Genomic DNA, 16,674 nt, shown 5'->3' with positions numbered 1-16,674 from the left:
CTGAGCACACGCTGGCTCCGCCGCCGCGGCGGCCTCTGACCACCCACCACAAACCCACCGGCCGACGACGCCGTGCGCCGCGGGCGTTTGAGGCGGTCGGCGGGGCGGCTCTGGCAGGCGCGCGGTGCCGTCGCGACCGCCTCGACTTGGCCTCCGGTACCGGTCTTCAGTAGGCCCGACGGTGGTCGGGCGGCATCCGCCCGCGTGGGTTCTCAGGCTGCCTTTGCGACGAGCGTCAGCACGTCGTACTTGGCCACCGACGAGCCGTCCTGCTTGGTCACCTCGGCGTCCCAGCGCACCTCGCCGTACTCCGCGCCCTGCCGCGGATCGATCCGCTTGGCGGTGAGCGTCACGGTCAGCGTGTCGCCGGGGTAGACGGGCGTGAGGAAGCGGAGGTTCTCCAGACCGTAGTTGGCCAGCACCGGGCCGGGGTCCGGATGCACGAACAGGCCGGCGGCCAGCGACACGATCAGGTACCCATGGGCCACGCGGCCCTCGAAGAACGGGTTGGCCCGCGCGGCCTCCTCGTCCATGTGCGCGTAGAACGTGTCGCCGGTGAACTCCGCGAAGTGCTCGATGTCGGCCAGCGTCACGGTGCGCGGCCCGGCCACCACGGTGTCACCGATCCGCAGCTCGCCGAGGTGCTTGCGGAACGGGTGGACGTCGGTGACCGTACGCTCGGCGCCGGGCGTCCAGCGGCCCGTGACCGCGGTGAGCATCCGCGGGCTCCCCTGCACGGCGGTGCGCTGCATGTGGTGCAGCACGCCGCGGATGCCGCCCATCTCCTCGCCGCCGCCCGCCCGGCCGGGTCCGCCGTGGACGAGGGCCGGCAGCGGCGAACCGTGCCCGGTGGACTCCCGCGAGGTCTCCGCGTCGACGATGAGCGGCCGGCCGTGCCACGGCGCGACCCCCAGCACCGTCGCGCGGGCGAACTCCGGGTCGCCGGTCACCACCGAGCCGGCGAGGCTGCCCCGGCCGCGCGCCGCGAGCGCGACGGCCTCGTCGGGGGCGCCGTACGGAAGCAGGGTGCTGACCGGTCCGAACGCCTCCACCTCGTGCGGTTCGTCCCGGCCCGTGTCATCGGCGCGCAGCAGGATCGGGGACAGGAACGCGCCGCGCTCGGGGTCGGCGTCCACGACCCGCACACGCTCGGGGTCGCCGAAGACCGTACGCGCGGCGGTCGACAGCGCCTTGAGCGACCGGCGCACCTCCTCGCGCTGCGCCAGGCTCGCCAGCGCGCCCATGCGTACGGAGGGGTCGGCCGGGTTGCCGACCGTCACCTCCGCAAGGCGTTCGGCGACGGCCCGCTCCACGTCGTCGATGGTCCCGGCCGGTACGAGCGCGCGCCGGATGGCGGTGCACTTCTGCCCCGCCTTGACCGTCATCTCCGTGACGAGCTGCTCGACGAAGACGTCGAACTCCGGGTCGCCGGGGCGTACGTCCGGGCCGAGGATGGAGCAGTTGAGCGAGTCGGCCTCGGCGTTGAAGCGCACCGACCGGTTGATCACGACCGGATGGGAACGCAGCAGCACGGCGGTCGCGGCCGAACCGGTGAACGCCACGAGGTCCTGTTCGGTCAGGTGGTCGAGCAGGTCCCGCGCGTCGCCGCAGACGAGCTGCAGCGATCCCTCCGGCAGCAGGCCCGACTCGATGATCAGCTCGACGAGCCGCGCGGTGAGGTAGGCGGTCTGCGCGGCCGGCTTGATCAGGCTCGGCACACCGGCCAGGAACGCGGGCGCGAGCTTCTCCAGCGGCCCCCAGACCGGGAAGTTGAAGGCGTTGATCTGCACCGCGACGCCCCGCAGCGGCGTGCAGACGTGCCGGCCGACGAACCCGCCCGTCCTGCTCAGCGGTTCGAGGTCGCCCTCGACGTAGACGGTGTCGTCGGGGAGTTCGCGGCGGCCCTTGCCGGAGTAGGAGAACAGGACGCCGATGCCGCCGTCGACGTCGAACCTGGCGTCGCCCGGTGTCGCGCCGGTGCGCAGCGACAGGTCGTACAGCTCCTCGCGGTGACCCCGCAGCTCCGAGGCCAGCGCCCTGAGCAGCGCGGCCCGCTGGTGGAAGGTCATCTCGCGCAGGACCGGGCCGCCGACCCGGCGTCCGTGATCGAGCGCGGCGCGGAGGTCCACGCCGGAGGAGGAGATCCGTGCGATCTCCGCGCCGGTCACCGCGTCGTACAGCGGGGCGCCCTCATCCTGTGGGACGTGCCAGGCGCCGGAGACGTAAGCGGCCAGTGGTGCCATCGGACCCGACCTCCTCGTCGGTGGACCGTACGGGCCGAATCGTAACCCGGCCCGTACGGCCCGCCTCAGGGCCTCGCCGACCGGGCACCGGTCGCGACGCGACAGGCGCGGCGGCGGGCTGGTTGACTGCGGGGATGATCGACCACGACGTCCTGCGCGTCTTCTGTGACCCCGGCGGCCGGCACGGCAACGAGCTGGCCGTCGTACGCGACGGCACCTCCGTTCCGGACGAGGCCGGGCGGCAGGCGCTGGCCCGGCGGCTGGGCTTCAGCGAGACCGTGTTCGTCGACGATCCGGAACGCGGGTCGATCGACATCTACACGCCGACGCTGCGGCTGCCGTTCGCCGGCCATCCGTGTGTCGGCGCGGCCTGGCTGCTCGGCGTCCCGCAACTGGTGACGCCCGCGGGCCGGGTGACCGTACGCCACGAGGACGGACTCGTGTGGATCGGCGCGCGTGCCGCGTGGGCGCCGCCCCGGACCCTGCGGGAGTACGGCTCGGCCGCCGAGGTGGACGCGCTGCCGGTACCGCCGCCGGGCGAGTGGGTGTACGCGTGGGCGTGGCAGGACGAGGCGGACGGCCGGATCCGTGCCCGCGCCTTCCCCGGACGGGACGACGGCATCGACGAGGACGAGGCCACCGGCGCGGCGGCGCTCCTGCTGACCGCCCACCTCGGCCGCGCCCTGACCGTCACGCAGGGCCGCGGCTCCCAGATCCTGACGGCCCCCGGCCCGGACGGGGCCGGTCGGCCGGAAGGACACGACGCGATCGAGGTCGGCGGCCGCGTCCGTCGTGCTTGATCCACCGGCGGCCGAAAGGCGATATCAATAACGTCTCGGGGCATGACGGACACCTTCGACGTCGGCCGGGAGCTCGGGACCAGCATCGGTGACCGGGCCGAGGCGTGGCGGTTCATCCGCGGTTTCGCGGCCGGTTGGCAGACCCCGCTGGCCGAGGACGACGGCTGCCCCGCGGAGGACCTGGACGCCGCCGAGGCGCGACTCGGCCTGCGGCTGCCGGAGGCGCTGCGCGAGGCGTACCGGCTGTTCGGCCGCCGCGACGATCTCACCGCCAACCAGGACGTGCTGCTGAGCCCCGACCTGCTTCACCTGGACGAGGACGTGCTGGTGTTCCGCGTCGAGAACCAGGCCGTCGTCCACTGGGGCGTCCCCGTCTCCGAGCTGGAGGAGGCCGACCCTTCGGTGGTGGTACGCGCGAGCCTGGCCGACCCGAGCGCCGAGCGCTGGGAACCGTGGCTGGACCGGTTCTCGCTCGCCTGCGTCGAGATCGTGCTGTCCGAGTCGCTGTTCGTCTCGGAGGAGCTCGGGGACAACCGCGAACTCGAGGCCGGCGAGGCCGACCTGCTCGAACGCCGCTACACGCGGCTGCCGCTGCCCGACTATCCGACGTCCCAGACGGCCACGCCCGCGATCCGCTGGTTCGCCGGCCCCGATGTGATCATCCGCGACGACCAGCGAACCTGGATGTGGGTCCGCGCCCGTACCGGCGAGGCGCTCACCGCGGTACGGGCGGAGCTCCCCGGCGACTGGATCATGACCGACACCGACGAGATGGTCTGAACCATGCCCCCGGCGCGATCTCTCACGGCGGTCGTGCCGCCGTCACGGCTCAGCGGTCGACGGCCGCGCGGCGGGTACGCCACAGCCACAGCAGGCCGAGCATCGGCAGCACCAGCGGCACGTAGCCGTACCCGCTGCCGTAGCCGGACCACACGGTCGCGTCCGGGAAGGCGGCCTTGTCGGTGAGGCTGTAGGTGCCGATCGCGATCACGCCGACCAGTTCGATCGTGCACGAGGTGACCGCGATGCGGTGGGACGTGCGGCCGGACCGCGCCAGCGTCACCGTCGCCACGATGTAGACCACCGCGGCGAACGCCGACAGCAGGTACGCCACCGGCGCCTCGTGGAACTTCGTGCCGATCTGTACGCCGGCCCGTGCCCCGGCGGCGAGCGCGAACACCCCGTAGACGGCGATCAGCACGCGGCCGGGGCCGCTGCGGCGGACGGCCCGTTCTTCGGTCGCCGCCTCGGTCTTCTCAGCCATGCCACACCTGCTGCATTCGGACGATGAGCACGGCCGACACCAGGAAGCCGGCCGTCACGACGGCCGGTCCCCACCGGGTGCGCTCCGCCAGCCCCCACGCGGCGGCGATGGGCAGGATGACCAGCGACCCGGCGAGATAGCCGATGAAGATCGCCATCCCGCCGGCCGGGCGCGCTCCGCCGGCGATGCGGACGATCGCCCACACCACCTGCACGAGCAGCCCGGCCTCGCCGAGGGCCGCCGCGGCCAGCAGGAGCCTGCCGACCCGGCGGTCCAGCGCGGTCATCACCAGACTCAGCCCGGCGAGGACCAGCATGCCGACGATCAGTGTCACCGCCAGCGTGTCGACCACGCGTCAGCCTTCCCCTCGACCCGACGACCCGACCATTACGCATTACGGGACGAGACAGTACTACGCGTCGTAGTAGGAGGCGTCAGCGACGTACGATCTCGACGTCGAGCTCGACCTGGAGGATGCCGCCGACCACGCCGATGCCGACCCGCACCGCCTGGTTCCAGTCGATGGCGAAGTCCTCGCGCCGCAGCTCGGTCACCGCGTGGAAGGCCGCACGCGTGCCGCCCCACGGGTCCGGCCCGACGCCGAGGAAGGTCAGGTCGAGCACGACCTGGCGGGTCACGCCGCGGATGGTCAGCTCGCTGTCCATGGCCCAGCGGTCCTGGCCCTGCGGGCGCAGGCCCTTGCTCCGGAACGCGATCTCGGGGAACGCCTCCACGTGCAGGAAGTCCTTGCTGCGCAGGTGCGTGTCGCGATCGTCGTTGCCGGTGTCGACGCTTCCGGCCTGAAGCGTGACCTCGACGACGGAGTTCTCCACCGGCTCGGTGATGGTCGCGGCGCCGCCGAACTCGGCGATGCGGCCCCGCACGCTCGCCAGCCCGAGGTGCCGGGCGCGGAAGTGGACGGAGGAGTGCACCGGGTCGATGTCCCAGACGCCCGGCTGGGGCAGTTGGAGATCGCCGGTGGTGGTGAGCTGGATCTCGCCCAGGTCGAGCCCGCCGGCGCCGACGACCGCGCTGCGCGCGACCGGCTGGTGGCCGGGTGCGGCGACGATGAGCGTGTACGCGCCCGGCGCCACCTGCGCGATCGCGGCACGTCCGGCCGAGTCCACCGTCGTACGGCCGATCTGGCGGCCCGCCGTGTCGGTGAGGGTGAGGACCGCGTGCTCGACCGGCCAGCCGCCGGGAGCGAGCACCCGGACCGTGACTGAGGGATTCACGAGAGGGGCCCCTTTCAGGCGCTCAGGGTTACGTCGGCGTCGATGGCCTGGCCGTCCTTGACCTGGACGGACACGGCGGCCGGACCATGTCCGGCCGCGACGAGCGTGTAGTTCCCCAGCGCGAGGTCGCCGAAGGAGAACGAACCGCTGGCGTCGCTCATCGCGGTCGCGACGATCTTCCCTTCCTCGTTCATCAGAGTGACTCGTGCGTTCTCATAGGGTCTGTCGTGGCTCCAGACCTCGCCGTGCAGCGAGCCGCGCGCGGCGAGCACGAGGTCCTGGCGCGCCTGGGTGCCCTGGCGGATGGTGACGGCGGCGGCGGCCGGCTGGTGCGACGACGCCGACACGACCAGCGTGTACATGCCCTCGGGCAGGCTGATGAAGGAGAAGCCGCCCTCCTCGCCGGTACGCGCGGTGCCGACGACCTCGCCCTGCACGTCGGTGACGGTGATGGTGGCACCCCGCACGGGCGTGCCGCTGCCGGCGATCCGCACGGTGCCGGTCAGACCGCCGACACCGGCGACGGTCATGTCGTGGCGGACGGTGTCGTCGCCGACGGCGACGAGCGAGGCGATCGGCTCGTGACCCTGCGCCGAGGCGATGATGAGGTACGTGCCGCCGTTGCTGACGCCGAGGCGGTACTCCCCGTCCGGCCCGGTGTACGCCGAACCGATCTTGCGACCTGCCATGTCGGCCAGCGTCACGACCGCCCCCGAGACCGGCGGGCCCTCGGTGCGCCGGACGGTGCCGAAGACGGTGAGCGTCTCCCGTAGCGCCGCGTTCTCAACCATGACTATCTCTTCCTCCGATTAATGGCTATTCCGGGGCCGCCGCGAGGGCCTCGAGGGCGGGCAGCGCGGCCTCCAGCGCAGACCGCTGAGCGGGCGGCAGCCGGTGGATGTGTTCGGCGAGCCTTCCGGTGGTGCGCCTGGTCAGCTCCTCCAGCAGTTCGGTCCCGGCCCCGCTGGCGGTGAGCCGGCAGATGCGCCGGTCGTTCGGGTCCTGCAGCCGGTCGATGAGACCGAGCTTGTCCAGCGCGTCGACGATGTGCGACACGGTGGGCGTGCTGACCGCCATCCGCTTGGCCAGTTCCCCCACCGACAGCGGCTCGCCGGCCGCGATCGTGGCCAGCGCCGACAGCCGGCTCGGCGTCAGGTCGTCGGGCCAGTCCTTGCGGAGCTTGCGGTTCAGGCCCACCATCGCGAGCCTGAGCCGCCCTGCCGTCGCGGCCGAACCCACCGTCGTGACCGGCTCCGCCGTCGCCGGCTCCGCCGGGCCCGTGGTCATTCGCCCAGCGCCACGCGTACGGTGGCGGGCTCGGCGGAGTCGATCCGTACCGCGACCGTGGCCGGCCGGTGCCCCGCCGCGACGACGGTGTAGTGCCCGTCCGCCAGCCCGGTGAGGTGGTAGGACCCATCGTGGCCGGAGGTCGTGGTCGCGATGACCTCGCCGGTCTCGTCGGTGACGGTGGTCGTGATGCCGCCCAGCGGAATGCCGTCGGGCGATCGGATGACGCCGCGCATCTCCCCGGTCGGGCCGGACTCGTCGCCGTCGAGGGCGAAGTCCTGCACCGCGCCGGACGCGCCGACCAACACCGTCGCCGCCTGCGGCGCCCACCCGGGCGCGCTGGTGATCACGAGGTAGTCGCCGGGAGGGGCCTGGAAGGCGTACCGGCCGTCGGGGCCCGTGTTGGTGCGCCCGAGCTGGTGCCCGTCCGGACCGGCGATCGTGATCGCCGCGAACGCCACCGGATTGCCGGCGCCGTCGTGGACCAGGCCCCGCACGCCGTGCGCCCCGACCTCGCCGGTGCCCTCGTGGACGAAGGACTCCCGGGGAGACGGGCCCGAACCGTTGGGCACCATCTGCGGGACGTTCAGCTCGCTCATGCCGCTGCCGGCCTCGCCGGTCACGCCGGCCAGTTCCGAACCGACGGACTCGTGCTGGGCGGGCTTCTTGGCGCGCTTGGTCAGCAGCGACGCGACCGCGGCGATGACGCAGGCGGCGATGGCGAACGCGAAGGCGATGACCAGGCCCTGGTGGAACGGCTTGGTGATCAGGTGCGGGAAGTAGCTGCGCCCGGTCAGATAGGCGCCGTGGTCCTTCAGGTTGCCCAGCTCGGGCCCGAGCAGCTCCTTCATCGGGTTGTAGCCGAGGAACGCGGCGAACAGCACCGCGATCGGCGGCAGGTGCGCGATGGTCTGCGCCGACTGCGGATGGATGCCCTGCGAGACCAGACCGCTGTACATCGTGTCCGGCAGGTTCGCCGCCAGGCCGACCACCATCAGGCTGAAGAAGATGCCGATGGACAGCACCGACGAGGCGTTCATGAACGTGGCGTTCATGCCGGCCCCGACGCCGCGCTGGTCGGCGGGGACCGCGTTCATGATCTCCGCGCGGTTCGGCGAGGAGAACATGCCGGAGCCGATGCCGTTGACGACGAGCAGCAGGGCGAAGACCGGGTAGGAGAAGTTCACCGGGATGACGAGCATGAGCAGGAAGCTCAGCCCGGTGATGAGCGTGCCGCCGACGGTGAAGTAGCGGTGGCCGAGCTTGTCCGACAGGATGCCCGACAGCGGCGCCGAGAACAGGAAGCCGATGGTCAGCGGGATCATGTAGATGCCCGCCCAGAGCGGGGTGTCCTCGAAGCTGTATCCGTGCTGCGGCAGCCAGATGCCCTGCAGCCAGATGATCAGCATGAACTGCAGACCACCACGGCCGAGCGCCATCAGCAGGTTGGCGACGTTGCCGGCGGCGAAGGTGCGGTTGCGGAAGAGCGACAGGTTGAAGAGCGGCTCTTTGATCCTGCTCTCGATGATCAGGAAGATGATCAGGATGACGACGCCGCCGATGAGGGCGCCGAGCACCCAGGGGTTGGTCCAGCCCATGGTGTGGCCGCCGTACGGCTGAAGGCCGTAGGTGATGCCGACGAGCACGGCGATGAGGCCGACCGCGAAGGTCAGGTTGCCCCACCAGTCGATCTTGGCCTTCCGGCGGATGCCGGTGTCGTGCAGCTTGATGAACGCCCAGAACGTGCCGAAGACGCCGACCGGGACGGACACGAGGAAGACCCAGTGCCAGTTCACCGGGCCGAGGACGCCGCCGAGGATGAGGCCGATGAACGACCCCGCGATCGCCGCGATGGAGTTGATGCCCAACGCGGTGCCGCGCCGGGTGGCGGGGAACGCGTCGGTGATGATCGCGGTGGAGTTCGCGAAGAGCAGCGCGCCGCCGATTCCCTGGGCGATACGCCAGCCGATCAGCCATAGCGCCGCGGTGGCCCCGTGCATCCAGCAGACCGAGAGCAGGATGGAACAGGCCGTGAACACCGCGAAGCCGAGGTTGTACATGCGGACCCTGCCGAACATGTCGCCGAGCTTGCCGAACGCCACCACCAGGACGGCGGTGACGACCATGAAGCCCATCATCATCCACAGCAGGTAACTCGTGTTGCCGGAATCGAGGGGATTGAGCCCGATTCCATCAAAAATATTCGGAAGCGCGATGAGGACGATCGACTGGTTGATCGTCACCATCAGCACACCGAGCGTGGTGTTCGAGAGGGCGATCCACTTGTAGTGCGGTCCGAGGGGCCGTGCCTGTTCCGCACGTCTGTGCGTCTGGGCGGGCGCTGTCATAAGGGCTCTGAGCTCCTGTGTCTGCTCGTAATATTTTCGCAACAAAGGTTGCTTAGTGCTAACTAACTATACGCCTATGCTCACTGCTCTCAATCCCCTCCGGAGTGTGACAACCCACTCAACAGGCCGTCGCGTCACCGTCGTTCACCCTCCCGACTGCTCGATACTGGACCGATGGCCCACCGACAACGGCCGGTACCGGTCGAGGAGGAGATCGACTCGGGCGTCGCCGCGCTCGTGCCGGATCCCGACCGGCCGCACTCCTGGACGCTCGAGGTCGACGGCACCCCGCAGTCGCACGTCGACCTGGACGATCCGGAGTATCTGGACTTCGAGTACGTCCGGCGGCTCGGCCACGTCGTCGACCTGATCGCCCCGCGAGGACGGCCGCTGCGCGTGCTGCACCTCGGCGGTGGCGGCCTGACGCTCGCGCGGTACGTCGCGGCCACCCGGCCGCGGTCCACCCAGCAGGTGGTGGAGATCGACGCCGCCCTGGTCGACCTCGTACGGCGGCGCCTTCCCCTGGACCGCGGCGCACGGGTCCGGATCCGCGTCGGCGACGCGCGCGCCGTCCTGGCCCGCGCGCCCGAGGACGCCTTCGACCTGGTCGTGGCGGACGTCTACGCCGGGGGGCGGCTGCCCGCCCACCTGACGTCCGTGGAGTTCCACACCGCCGCCGCACGCACGCTGCGCGCGGGAGGGTTCTACGCCGCGAACCTGGCCGACGGCGCGCCGCTGTCCTTCGCCCGCGCCCAGGTCGCGACGCTGCGCGCGGTCCTGCCCGAAATGTGCCTCATCGCCGACCCGGCGGTGCTTCGGGGCCGCCGGTTCGGCAACCTCGTCCTGGTGGCCGGGCGCACCGAGCCGCCGGTGGCCGACCTGACCCGCAGGGCCGCCGGTGATCCGTTCCCGGGCCGGGTGGTGTACGGGGAGGAGCTGACGAGGTTCGCCTCGGGCGCGGCCCCGGTCACCGACGCGACGGCCCGCCCGTCGCCGCCTCCGCCCGACGGCGTCTTCGGCTGAGTTCCGGCCCCGGCTACGCCCGGTCCTCCCCACCGTCCAGGATCTTCTGCAGATGCTCGGCGACATAGCCGGACCGGTACGTCCCGTCCTGAAGGCCGACCTCGCGCGCCTCGTCCGCGTCGATGAACCGCAGGGAACCGCCGGCGGTCTCGGCCGCGCCGAACTCGCCGGTGTCCACGATCCCGGGCCAGGCGCCGGGCTCGTGGTAGATCGGCGGGTCGGCGGGAAAGAGGGCGAGCAGGCTCTCGTCGTGACCGACGATCCTCCAGGCCCCGTTACCGATCTGGCTTTCCTCGGTGTAGACCGGATGCCTCCGCGGCGCCTTGCGGAGCTCGGGGTCGAGCCGTCCGTACGGTGAGCGCCCCTCGAACAGCCCGAGCGCGGTGCCGAAGTGGTTGCGCGTCAGCACGACGGCCAGGTGGTGGCCGCGCCGGCGCGCGGGAATCGCCAGCACGTCCCCGGGCCTCGGCCTGGGGACACGTCTGGCCGGCACCTCGGCCGTGAGCCCGCGAATGTCCGCGCCCTGGACGTCGGCCAGCGGGATCCGCCCGGAGCGGAGCACCTGGAGCAGGGCCTCCGCGAGCCGCCGCGGGGTGACCGGCGCACCGGTCGCGGCGCTGAGCCGCTCGGCCAGCACGGCCTGGCACTCCCCCGCGTCCTCGAAGACGGCGTCGTTCAGCTCCGGGACTCGGGACGGCTCGTCGCCGTCGTACCGTTCGCCGCCCGTCAGGGTGACCTTGAACGTCAGCGGCCGTGGGAGGACCTCGTCGATGGCTTCACTGTTCGTCGGGACCGCCCAGCCGAGGACCTCCAGGAACTCGGCGAGAGTGATCGCGCCGCCGACCTCGTCGGCGAAGCCGGACACGACCTCGGCAAGCCCCGCGGCGACCTCGCCGAGGGCCTCGGGCGGAAGTGGAGCGTCGTTCATCCCGGGTGTCCCCTTCTGCCGCGCGGCGGTGGGGTCCGGGGGCGTTGTCCATCCCCCGGACCCCGATGTCCCGCCCACTTGCACACACCGGCACGTTTAAGAGTGCGGATCAGTCCTGAGGTCGCCGTGCTCTGCCTATTGAGCTAACGCCGCACGTGGAGCGGCATGCCGGGCTCGAACCGGCACCTCGGCGAGTGTCGTCCGCACTCGGTCGATCCGGTGTTGAGCGGCGAATGCTGAATCTGGAGCGAGAGTCTGAGTCTGTGCGGTTGGTGCGCCTCTGCCATTGGGCCATCCCGGCATGGAGTGCCGGGAGGGGGATTCGAACCCCCACTTTTCTCTCCGCGTTCAAACTGAGCTTCAGTTTCAGCTTGCGCTCCTCACGCATCCCCCGCGCGGGGCGGGGGAGTCCTTGAGGCTACCTCTCGAACAGGTAGCCGAAGATGACCTCACCGGTGCGCTGGTCGGTGATCTCGGCTCCGTTGGCCTCCTCGCGGGCGAACTTCACCGCCCGCTGGAGCCGATCCACCCGGTCGACCAGCTCGTTGATCCGCCGGGCGGGCAGCGCGCCGGAGAACTTCGTCGTGGTCCAGTAGCCGACCGCGACGTCCTCGTAGTACACCTCGACCTGGGCCGGGTGCTTGTCGGTCGCCTCGGCCTTGACGTGGTTGCGCGGCACCTTCTTCGTACGGTTGGTGCGCACCGGCTCGGTCTTCCAGCAGTCGGCCGACTCGTCGAACGACCACGACTCCGCCGCGTCCAGCACCGGCAGCCGCTTGATGAAGGTGTGCAGATCGGTGAGCTGCTTTTCCAGGAAGAGCAGGTACGACACCGGGACGTCGCGCAGCAGAGTACGGCCGTCGACCGTGATGTCGGCCTTGGCGGTGCAGTTCGCCCAGTCCTTGGTCGCGGTCACGTCGAACAGCCGCGTCATGATCTCCGAGGTGCGCCGGATGACCTCATCCGCCTTGACCTGCACTCGCGTGGACTCCGGCGGAAGCTGCTCGCCCTCTTCGTCCTTCGGCTGGTACACCCGCGAGATACCGGCCAGCAGCGCCGGCTTCTGCAGGCCGTGGTGCGCGTCGGTCAGGTCGCGGAGGGCGCCGCTCTTGACGCCCTTTTCCACGGCGATTATCTGATTAAGCTTCGCCACTTTGCCCCCTTTTCAGGCAAAGGAACGCTATCGCGAGAACTGTTCCGACGCAGCCGATTAAAGGTCAATCCTTGCGGCCCGTGACGGCGATGCCGAGGCCCAGGCCGATCATGGCGAGGCCGCCCGCTCCCCCGACCAGCCGGAGGCGTCGCGGCGAGCGCCCGAACCAGGCGCGCGTCCCGCTGGCCGCCAGGCTCCAGGTCGAGTCGCAGATCAGCGCGATCAGGACGAAGATCAACCCGAGCGTGAACATCTGGAGGGACACACCGCCGCGTTCGCGGTCGACGAACTGCGGCAGCACCGCGGCGAAGAACACCACGGTCTTGGGGTTGGCGACGCCGACGAGGAACCCGTCGACGCACGCGCGCAGGACGCCGCGCTCGTACGGGTCGGCGCGCACCTCGACGTGGCCGCGCCCGCGCAGCAGCGCACGGGTGCCGAGAAAGACGAGGTACGCGGCGCCGCACAGTTTGATCACGGTGAACAGGGCCACGGAGCGCTCGACCACCTCGCCGATGCCGAGCGCGACCGCGCCGGCCACGACGAGTGCGCCCAGCTCGTTGCCGACGACCGAGACCAGCGCGGTGCGGCGGCCGTACGCCAGGGCCCGGCCCACGACGAACAGCACGCTCGGGCCGGGGATCACGATGATGATCATGGCGGCGAGGCCGAAGGCCAGCGCCTGGGAGAGGGAGATCACCGACCTGACGGTAGGCGCGCACCCGCCGTCGCACAACGCGGTTTCCGGCGGGCCGTCAGGCCAGGTCGCGCCACTCGCCGGAACCGCCGTGGGCGATGACGTCGCGCGACAGCGCCCGCGTGGCCGCGAGCACGGCCGGCACGAGCCTTCGCAGGTCGGCCCCGTGCCTGCGGGTCACCAGCGACATCGCGGCCAGCACGCCGCCGCCGGCGTCGCGCACGGGCGCCGCCACCGAGCAGGAGCCGAGGGTCATCTCCTCGTTGGTCACCGCGTAGCCGGACCGGCGGACGTCGGCGAGGCAGGCTCGCAGCCGCTCGGGGTCGGTGAGCGTGTGCGGCGTGTGCGACGTCAGGCCCCCGGCGAGCACGCCGTCGATGAACGCATCGGAGGAGAAGGCGAGCAGCACCCGGCCGACTCCGGTCGCGTGCAGCGGGAGTTCGGCGGCCACCCGCGTCACGATCGGCACCGACCGGGGGCCGCGCAGGCGCTCGAGGTAGAGGGCCTTGCGGTCGTTGAGGACGGCGAGCTGGACGTTCTCGTGGGTGACCTCGTACAGGTCCTCCATGTGCGGCAGCGCCAGCTCGCGCAGGGCGGTCGCGGCCGAGGCCTGGGCACCGATGCGCCACAGGTGCATGCCGACGCGGTAGGAGCCGTCGGGCAGGCGTTCGAGGAAACCGCCGGTGGTCAGCTCGCCGACGAGCCGGTGACCGGTGGCGAGAGGCAGGTCCGCGCGCCGGCAGATCTCGGTGAGGCTCAGCCGGACGCCGCCGGGCGCGAACGCCTCCAGAATCGCCATCACTTTCCCCGCCACGCTGGGGGGTGTTCCCGCGCTCGCCAATGCCCTGCCTTCCCGACCCGGGCATCCACAATAAGCGGCGTCCCGCCACACCGGACCGGTGGGACGGGACGCCGCCGCGCGGATCAGTTGGCGCTGATGTCGAGCGCCTTCATGATCAGATCCAGCTTGCGATCCTGGCTCGCGAGATGTTCATCCTGCGCGTCGAAGCGCTGGTCGATCCGGGCGAACCGCTCGTCGATCTCGGTGAAGCGGTTCTCGTGGCGCATCTGGGTGATGCGCATCTCCTTGAGCTGGCCGCTGAGACCCGCGATGCCGGCGTCCAGCTCGTCGAGACGGTTACCGTGACGCATCTGGGTGGCCCGGACCGTCGTCAGGCTCTGGCTGAGGTCGGTGAGCTGCTTGCCGTGCTCGCCCTGCGTCTTACCGATGTCGTTCAGCATGCCGTAGATGGCGTTGACATCGTTGTAGAGCTGCTGGATCTTGCGTTCGGCTTCGGCCATGAGCATTGACCCTATCTCCCCTCTGTCGCGTCTCCCGGGGGGTTCCGGAGACTCTCGGGTAATACGCAGTGCACCCGAGATATTACGGGGAGTAAAACTCCGAAGGGAAATCGATCACTCACGTTCGGTGATCACGCCGTCCTCGATCAGGACGCGCTGGGCGACGGCGAAGGCGGAGTTGGCGGCGGGCACACCGCAGTACACCGCGGTCTGCAGCAGCACCTCCTTGATCTCGTCGGCGCTGAGGCCGTTGCGCACCGCCGCGCGTACGTGCAGCGCCAGCTCCTCCAGGTGGCCGCGCGCGACCAGGGCGGTCAGGGTGATGCAGCTGCGGGTGCGCCGGTCCAGCAGCGGCCGGGTCCAGATCTCCCCCCAGGCGTACCGGGTGATGAAGTCCTGGAAGTCGGCGGTGAACCCGGTCTTGCGGGCCTCGGCCCGGTCGACGTGAGCGTCGCCGAGCACCTCACGGCGGACCGTCATTCCGTCACTCATGGCGTCCCTTCGAGATGGCGGAGCATCGCGTGCGTCACCGGCTCCGGTCGTTCGAGGTTGGCGAGGTGGGCGGCGCCCGGTACGACGACGAGCCTCGCTCCGGGGATGCCCTCGGCGAGCGTCTCGGCGTGCTCCAGCGGCGTGGCGACGTCCTCGGCCCCGGCGACGACCAGCGTCGGCGCGCTCACCTCGCCGAGCCGGTCGCGCGCGTCGAAGGCGGCGAGCGCCTCACAGCAGGCCGCGTAGCCCTCCGCGTCCACGTGCGCGAGCATCGCCCGTGCGGCCGCGGTTCCGGTGTACGCGGGGGTGAACCACCGGCCGAGGAACGTGTCCGCGAGCGGCTCCAGCCCACCGTCGCGCACCTTCGCGGCCCGGTCGTGCCAGGCGGCGGGGTCGCCGAAGCGCGCGGAGGTGCAGCACAGGATCAGGCTCGTGATCCGCTCGGGGTGCTCGATGGCCAGTGCGGTGCCGACCGCCCCGCCGAGCGAGACGCCGCCGTAGGCCACCCTCTCCAGGCCGAGCCCGTCGAGCAGACCGGTCACCGCCGCGGCGATGTCACCGATCGTGCCATGGACGACGTCGGAGCCGCCGTGCCCCGGCAGGTCGTACCGGAGCACCCGCCGACCCACGGCCAGCCCGGCGAGCTGCGGCTCCCACAGGTCCATGGTCGTCCCCAGCGACGGCCCGAGCACGAGGACGGGCGCGCCATCCGGCCCGTCGAGGCGATGGTGCAGCCACGTCATCGGCCCGCCTCCACGACGTAGGCCACGAGGTCCCGATCGACGAGCACGGCCACAGGGCCGAGGGCGCCCTCACCACGGACCAGATCCCACAGCGGACGCCCCCGCACAGCACCCACAAGCGCAAGCATCGCCCGCGCCGCCGCGATCCCGCCGTTCAGCCGCGTCATCGGCCCGCCTCCGCGGCGTAGGCCGCGAGGGCGCGGTCGACGAGCTCGGCCGGGTCGATTCCGCCGGGGACCAGGTCGCGCGGCGGGCGGCCCTCACGCAGGGCCGCGGCGACCGTGCGGTCGGCCTCGGTGCGGCCGGTCTCGCGTGCCGGCGTCGCGACGACATGCTCCGACAACAACTCATCACACAGATCCGCGCGCATCCGATCCGGAAAGACCTCCAACCCGCCGACGAGGACGCGCGCGCCGTCCGCGCCGTCGAGGCGGTGCTTCAGTCGCTCCATCGGCCCGCCTCCGCCGTATAAGCCGCAAGAGCCCGATCGACCAGCTCCGCCGCAGGACCGACGGCGTCGGCCGGGTCGACCCCGCCCGGGACCAGGTCACGCAGCGGACGGCCCTCACGCAACGCCGCCGCGACCACGCGACCGGCCTCGGCACGACCGACCTCACTCGCCAGCACCGCCGCGACGTGCTCCGACAGCAGCTCATCGCGCAGGTTCGCGCGCATCCGGTCCGGGAAGACCTCCAGCCCGCCGGCGAGTTCGGCTGCGGTCTCGGCCGCGCCGCCGGTCAGCCGCAGGGCGTCGTTCAGCGGTAGCCATTCGGCGTGCCACTCCCCCGCGGGGCGTTCCAGCGCGGCCGCCTGCGAGGCGAACAGGACCTGTGCGTACGCCGGTACGCGCAGCGCGGTGGAGCGGATCATGGTGGCGAGCACCGGGTTGCGCTTGTGCGGCATGGCCGACGAACCACCGCGTCCGGGGGCGGCCGGTTCGGCGATCTCGCCGATCTCGGTCTGGGCGAGCGTGACGACGTCGGTCGCGAGCTTGCCGAGCGCGCCCGCGACCAGGGCCAGCGCGGCGCCGAGTTCGGCGACCGGCGCGCGGAGCGTGTGCCAGGGCAGGACGGCCTCGGCCAGGCCGGTCTCCTCGGCGAACACCGGCAGCAACTCGGTGGTGCCGAACGCCGCCATCGTCCCGGCCGCGCCGCCGAGC

20 protein-coding genes are annotated in these 16,674 nt (G+C 71.5%); 3 read left to right on the top strand and 17 right to left on the bottom strand.

Features of this window, described 5'->3' with window-relative positions; all coding sequences use genetic code 11:
• Positions 1 to 212: 212 nt before the first annotated feature.
• Entirely contained in the window at positions 213 to 2,243 is a 2,031-nt protein-coding gene (gene paaZ, locus ACFFNX_RS20695; RefSeq protein WP_378204531.1) for a phenylacetic acid degradation bifunctional protein PaaZ, read from the bottom strand.
• A gap of 134 nt (positions 2,244 to 2,377) precedes the next feature.
• Between paaZ and ACFFNX_RS20690 the strand changes: the two genes are divergently transcribed.
• Together ACFFNX_RS20690 and ACFFNX_RS20685 are read left to right on the top strand one after the other, a co-directional pair.
• Entirely contained in the window at positions 2,378 to 3,043 is a 666-nt protein-coding gene (locus tag ACFFNX_RS20690) for a PhzF family phenazine biosynthesis protein (RefSeq protein WP_378204528.1), read from the top strand.
• Positions 3,044 to 3,085: 42 nt separating this feature from the next.
• A complete protein-coding gene (locus ACFFNX_RS20685; protein ID WP_378204525.1) occupies positions 3,086 to 3,823 on the top strand; it encodes a hypothetical protein in 738 nt (245 codons plus the stop codon).
• A 49-nt stretch (positions 3,824 to 3,872) separates the two neighbouring features.
• Here ACFFNX_RS20685 and ACFFNX_RS20680 read toward each other — a convergent pair whose 3' ends face one another.
• The 6 genes from ACFFNX_RS20680 to ACFFNX_RS20655 all read right to left on the bottom strand — a co-directional run bounded on the left by ACFFNX_RS20680 (position 3,873) and on the right by ACFFNX_RS20655 (position 9,177).
• Positions 3,873 to 4,307, bottom strand: a complete 435-nt coding sequence (locus ACFFNX_RS20680; RefSeq protein ID WP_378204522.1) for a hypothetical protein — start codon at positions 4,305 to 4,307, stop codon at positions 3,873 to 3,875.
• Entirely contained in the window at positions 4,300 to 4,659 is a 360-nt protein-coding gene (locus tag ACFFNX_RS20675; protein WP_378204519.1) for a hypothetical protein, read from the bottom strand. The genes ACFFNX_RS20680 and ACFFNX_RS20675 overlap by 8 nt, the downstream gene beginning before the upstream one ends.
• Positions 4,660 to 4,741: 82 nt before the next feature.
• Positions 4,742 to 5,542, bottom strand: coding sequence for a YceI family protein (locus ACFFNX_RS20670; protein WP_378204516.1), 801 nt, complete (start codon positions 5,540 to 5,542; stop codon positions 4,742 to 4,744).
• Positions 5,543 to 5,556: 14 nt separating this feature from the next.
• Positions 5,557 to 6,333 (bottom strand): MSCRAMM family protein, encoded by a 777-nt coding sequence (locus tag ACFFNX_RS20665; RefSeq protein WP_378204513.1) that lies wholly within the window; start codon positions 6,331 to 6,333, stop codon positions 5,557 to 5,559.
• Positions 6,334 to 6,358: 25 nt separating this feature from the next.
• Complete coding sequence (locus tag ACFFNX_RS20660) at positions 6,359 to 6,829, bottom strand: MarR family transcriptional regulator (protein WP_378204510.1); 471 nt, start codon at positions 6,827 to 6,829, stop codon at positions 6,359 to 6,361.
• Positions 6,826 to 9,177 (bottom strand): MFS transporter, encoded by a 2,352-nt coding sequence (locus tag ACFFNX_RS20655; protein ID WP_378204507.1) that lies wholly within the window; start codon positions 9,175 to 9,177, stop codon positions 6,826 to 6,828. The genes ACFFNX_RS20660 and ACFFNX_RS20655 overlap by 4 nt, the downstream gene beginning before the upstream one ends.
• A gap of 174 nt (positions 9,178 to 9,351) precedes the next feature.
• Here ACFFNX_RS20655 and ACFFNX_RS20650 point away from each other — a divergent pair, with 174 nt between their 5' ends.
• Entirely contained in the window at positions 9,352 to 10,200 is an 849-nt protein-coding gene (locus ACFFNX_RS20650) for a spermidine synthase (protein WP_378204504.1), read from the top strand.
• A gap of 13 nt (positions 10,201 to 10,213) precedes the next feature.
• Here the strand turns inward: ACFFNX_RS20650 and ACFFNX_RS20645 are convergent, their stop codons facing one another.
• From ACFFNX_RS20645 to ACFFNX_RS20600, 10 genes are all read right to left on the bottom strand, one after another.
• The gene (locus ACFFNX_RS20645) at positions 10,214 to 11,128 is read right to left on the bottom strand and encodes a hypothetical protein (RefSeq protein ID WP_378204502.1); all 915 of its coding nucleotides are present in this window, start codon (positions 11,126 to 11,128) and stop codon (positions 10,214 to 10,216) included.
• 418 nt (positions 11,129 to 11,546) lie between these two features.
• Entirely contained in the window at positions 11,547 to 12,281 is a 735-nt protein-coding gene (locus ACFFNX_RS20640; RefSeq protein WP_378204499.1) for a DUF7873 family protein, read from the bottom strand.
• 64 nt (positions 12,282 to 12,345) lie between these two features.
• A complete protein-coding gene (locus ACFFNX_RS20635) occupies positions 12,346 to 12,981 on the bottom strand; it encodes a LysE family translocator (protein ID WP_378204496.1) in 636 nt (211 codons plus the stop codon).
• A gap of 55 nt (positions 12,982 to 13,036) precedes the next feature.
• A complete protein-coding gene (locus ACFFNX_RS20630; protein ID WP_378204493.1) occupies positions 13,037 to 13,777 on the bottom strand; it encodes an IclR family transcriptional regulator in 741 nt (246 codons plus the stop codon).
• A 125-nt stretch (positions 13,778 to 13,902) separates the two neighbouring features.
• Positions 13,903 to 14,280, bottom strand: a complete 378-nt coding sequence (locus tag ACFFNX_RS20625; RefSeq protein ID WP_378204490.1) for a hypothetical protein — start codon at positions 14,278 to 14,280, stop codon at positions 13,903 to 13,905.
• 114 nt (positions 14,281 to 14,394) lie between these two features.
• On the bottom strand, positions 14,395 to 14,772 hold the full coding sequence (gene pcaC / locus ACFFNX_RS20620) for a 4-carboxymuconolactone decarboxylase (RefSeq protein ID WP_378204487.1): 378 nt from the start codon (positions 14,770 to 14,772) through the stop codon (positions 14,395 to 14,397).
• Complete coding sequence (pcaD, locus tag ACFFNX_RS20615) at positions 14,769 to 15,515, bottom strand: 3-oxoadipate enol-lactonase (RefSeq protein ID WP_378204484.1); 747 nt, start codon at positions 15,513 to 15,515, stop codon at positions 14,769 to 14,771. The genes pcaC and pcaD overlap by 4 nt, the downstream gene beginning before the upstream one ends.
• A complete protein-coding gene (locus ACFFNX_RS20610) occupies positions 15,512 to 15,682 on the bottom strand; it encodes a hypothetical protein (protein WP_378204481.1) in 171 nt (56 codons plus the stop codon). The genes pcaD and ACFFNX_RS20610 overlap by 4 nt, the downstream gene beginning before the upstream one ends.
• Positions 15,679 to 15,966: a hypothetical protein gene (locus tag ACFFNX_RS20605; protein WP_378204478.1), complete on the bottom strand. Its 288-nt coding sequence runs from the start codon at positions 15,964 to 15,966 to the stop codon at positions 15,679 to 15,681. The genes ACFFNX_RS20610 and ACFFNX_RS20605 overlap by 4 nt, the downstream gene beginning before the upstream one ends.
• Positions 15,954 to 16,674, bottom strand: a 721-nt coding sequence (locus ACFFNX_RS20600) for a lyase family protein (RefSeq protein ID WP_378204475.1), incomplete at its 5' end; no start/stop codon positions are given. The genes ACFFNX_RS20600 and ACFFNX_RS20605, both read right to left, overlap by 13 nt.

This window comes from Actinoallomurus acaciae, assembly GCF_042429965.1.
Lineage (GTDB): Bacteria > Actinomycetota > Actinomycetes > Streptosporangiales > Streptosporangiaceae > Actinoallomurus > Actinoallomurus acaciae.
The sequence above is the reverse complement of the archived record's forward strand: the minus strand, read 5'-3'. Positions and strand labels throughout refer to the sequence as shown.

Coding starts and splice junctions, on each gene's coding strand:
- ACFFNX_RS20665 (WP_378204513.1), bottom strand. CDS start 6,333: ATGGTTGAGAACGCGGCGCTACGGGAGACGCTCACCGTCTTCGGCACC.
- ACFFNX_RS20690 (WP_378204528.1), top strand. CDS start 2,378: ATGATCGACCACGACGTCCTGCGCGTCTTCTGTGACCCCGGCGGCCGG.
- ACFFNX_RS20645 (WP_378204502.1), bottom strand. CDS start 11,128: ATGAACGACGCTCCACTTCCGCCCGAGGCCCTCGGCGAGGTCGCCGCG.
- paaZ (WP_378204531.1), bottom strand. CDS start 2,243: ATGGCACCACTGGCCGCTTACGTCTCCGGCGCCTGGCACGTCCCACAG.
- ACFFNX_RS20625 (WP_378204490.1), bottom strand. CDS start 14,280: ATGGCCGAAGCCGAACGCAAGATCCAGCAGCTCTACAACGATGTCAAC.
- pcaC (WP_378204487.1), bottom strand. CDS start 14,772: ATGAGTGACGGAATGACGGTCCGCCGTGAGGTGCTCGGCGACGCTCAC.
- ACFFNX_RS20685 (WP_378204525.1), top strand. CDS start 3,086: ATGACGGACACCTTCGACGTCGGCCGGGAGCTCGGGACCAGCATCGGT.
- pcaD (WP_378204484.1), bottom strand. CDS start 15,515: ATGACGTGGCTGCACCATCGCCTCGACGGGCCGGATGGCGCGCCCGTC.
- ACFFNX_RS20680 (WP_378204522.1), bottom strand. CDS start 4,307: ATGGCTGAGAAGACCGAGGCGGCGACCGAAGAACGGGCCGTCCGCCGC.
- ACFFNX_RS20630 (WP_378204493.1), bottom strand. CDS start 13,777: ATGGCGATTCTGGAGGCGTTCGCGCCCGGCGGCGTCCGGCTGAGCCTC.
- ACFFNX_RS20660 (WP_378204510.1), bottom strand. CDS start 6,829: ATGACCACGGGCCCGGCGGAGCCGGCGACGGCGGAGCCGGTCACGACG.
- ACFFNX_RS20655 (WP_378204507.1), bottom strand. CDS start 9,177: ATGACAGCGCCCGCCCAGACGCACAGACGTGCGGAACAGGCACGGCCC.
- ACFFNX_RS20605 (WP_378204478.1), bottom strand. CDS start 15,966: ATGGAGCGACTGAAGCACCGCCTCGACGGCGCGGACGGCGCGCGCGTC.
- ACFFNX_RS20610 (WP_378204481.1), bottom strand. CDS start 15,682: ATGACGCGGCTGAACGGCGGGATCGCGGCGGCGCGGGCGATGCTTGCG.
- ACFFNX_RS20650 (WP_378204504.1), top strand. CDS start 9,352: ATGGCCCACCGACAACGGCCGGTACCGGTCGAGGAGGAGATCGACTCG.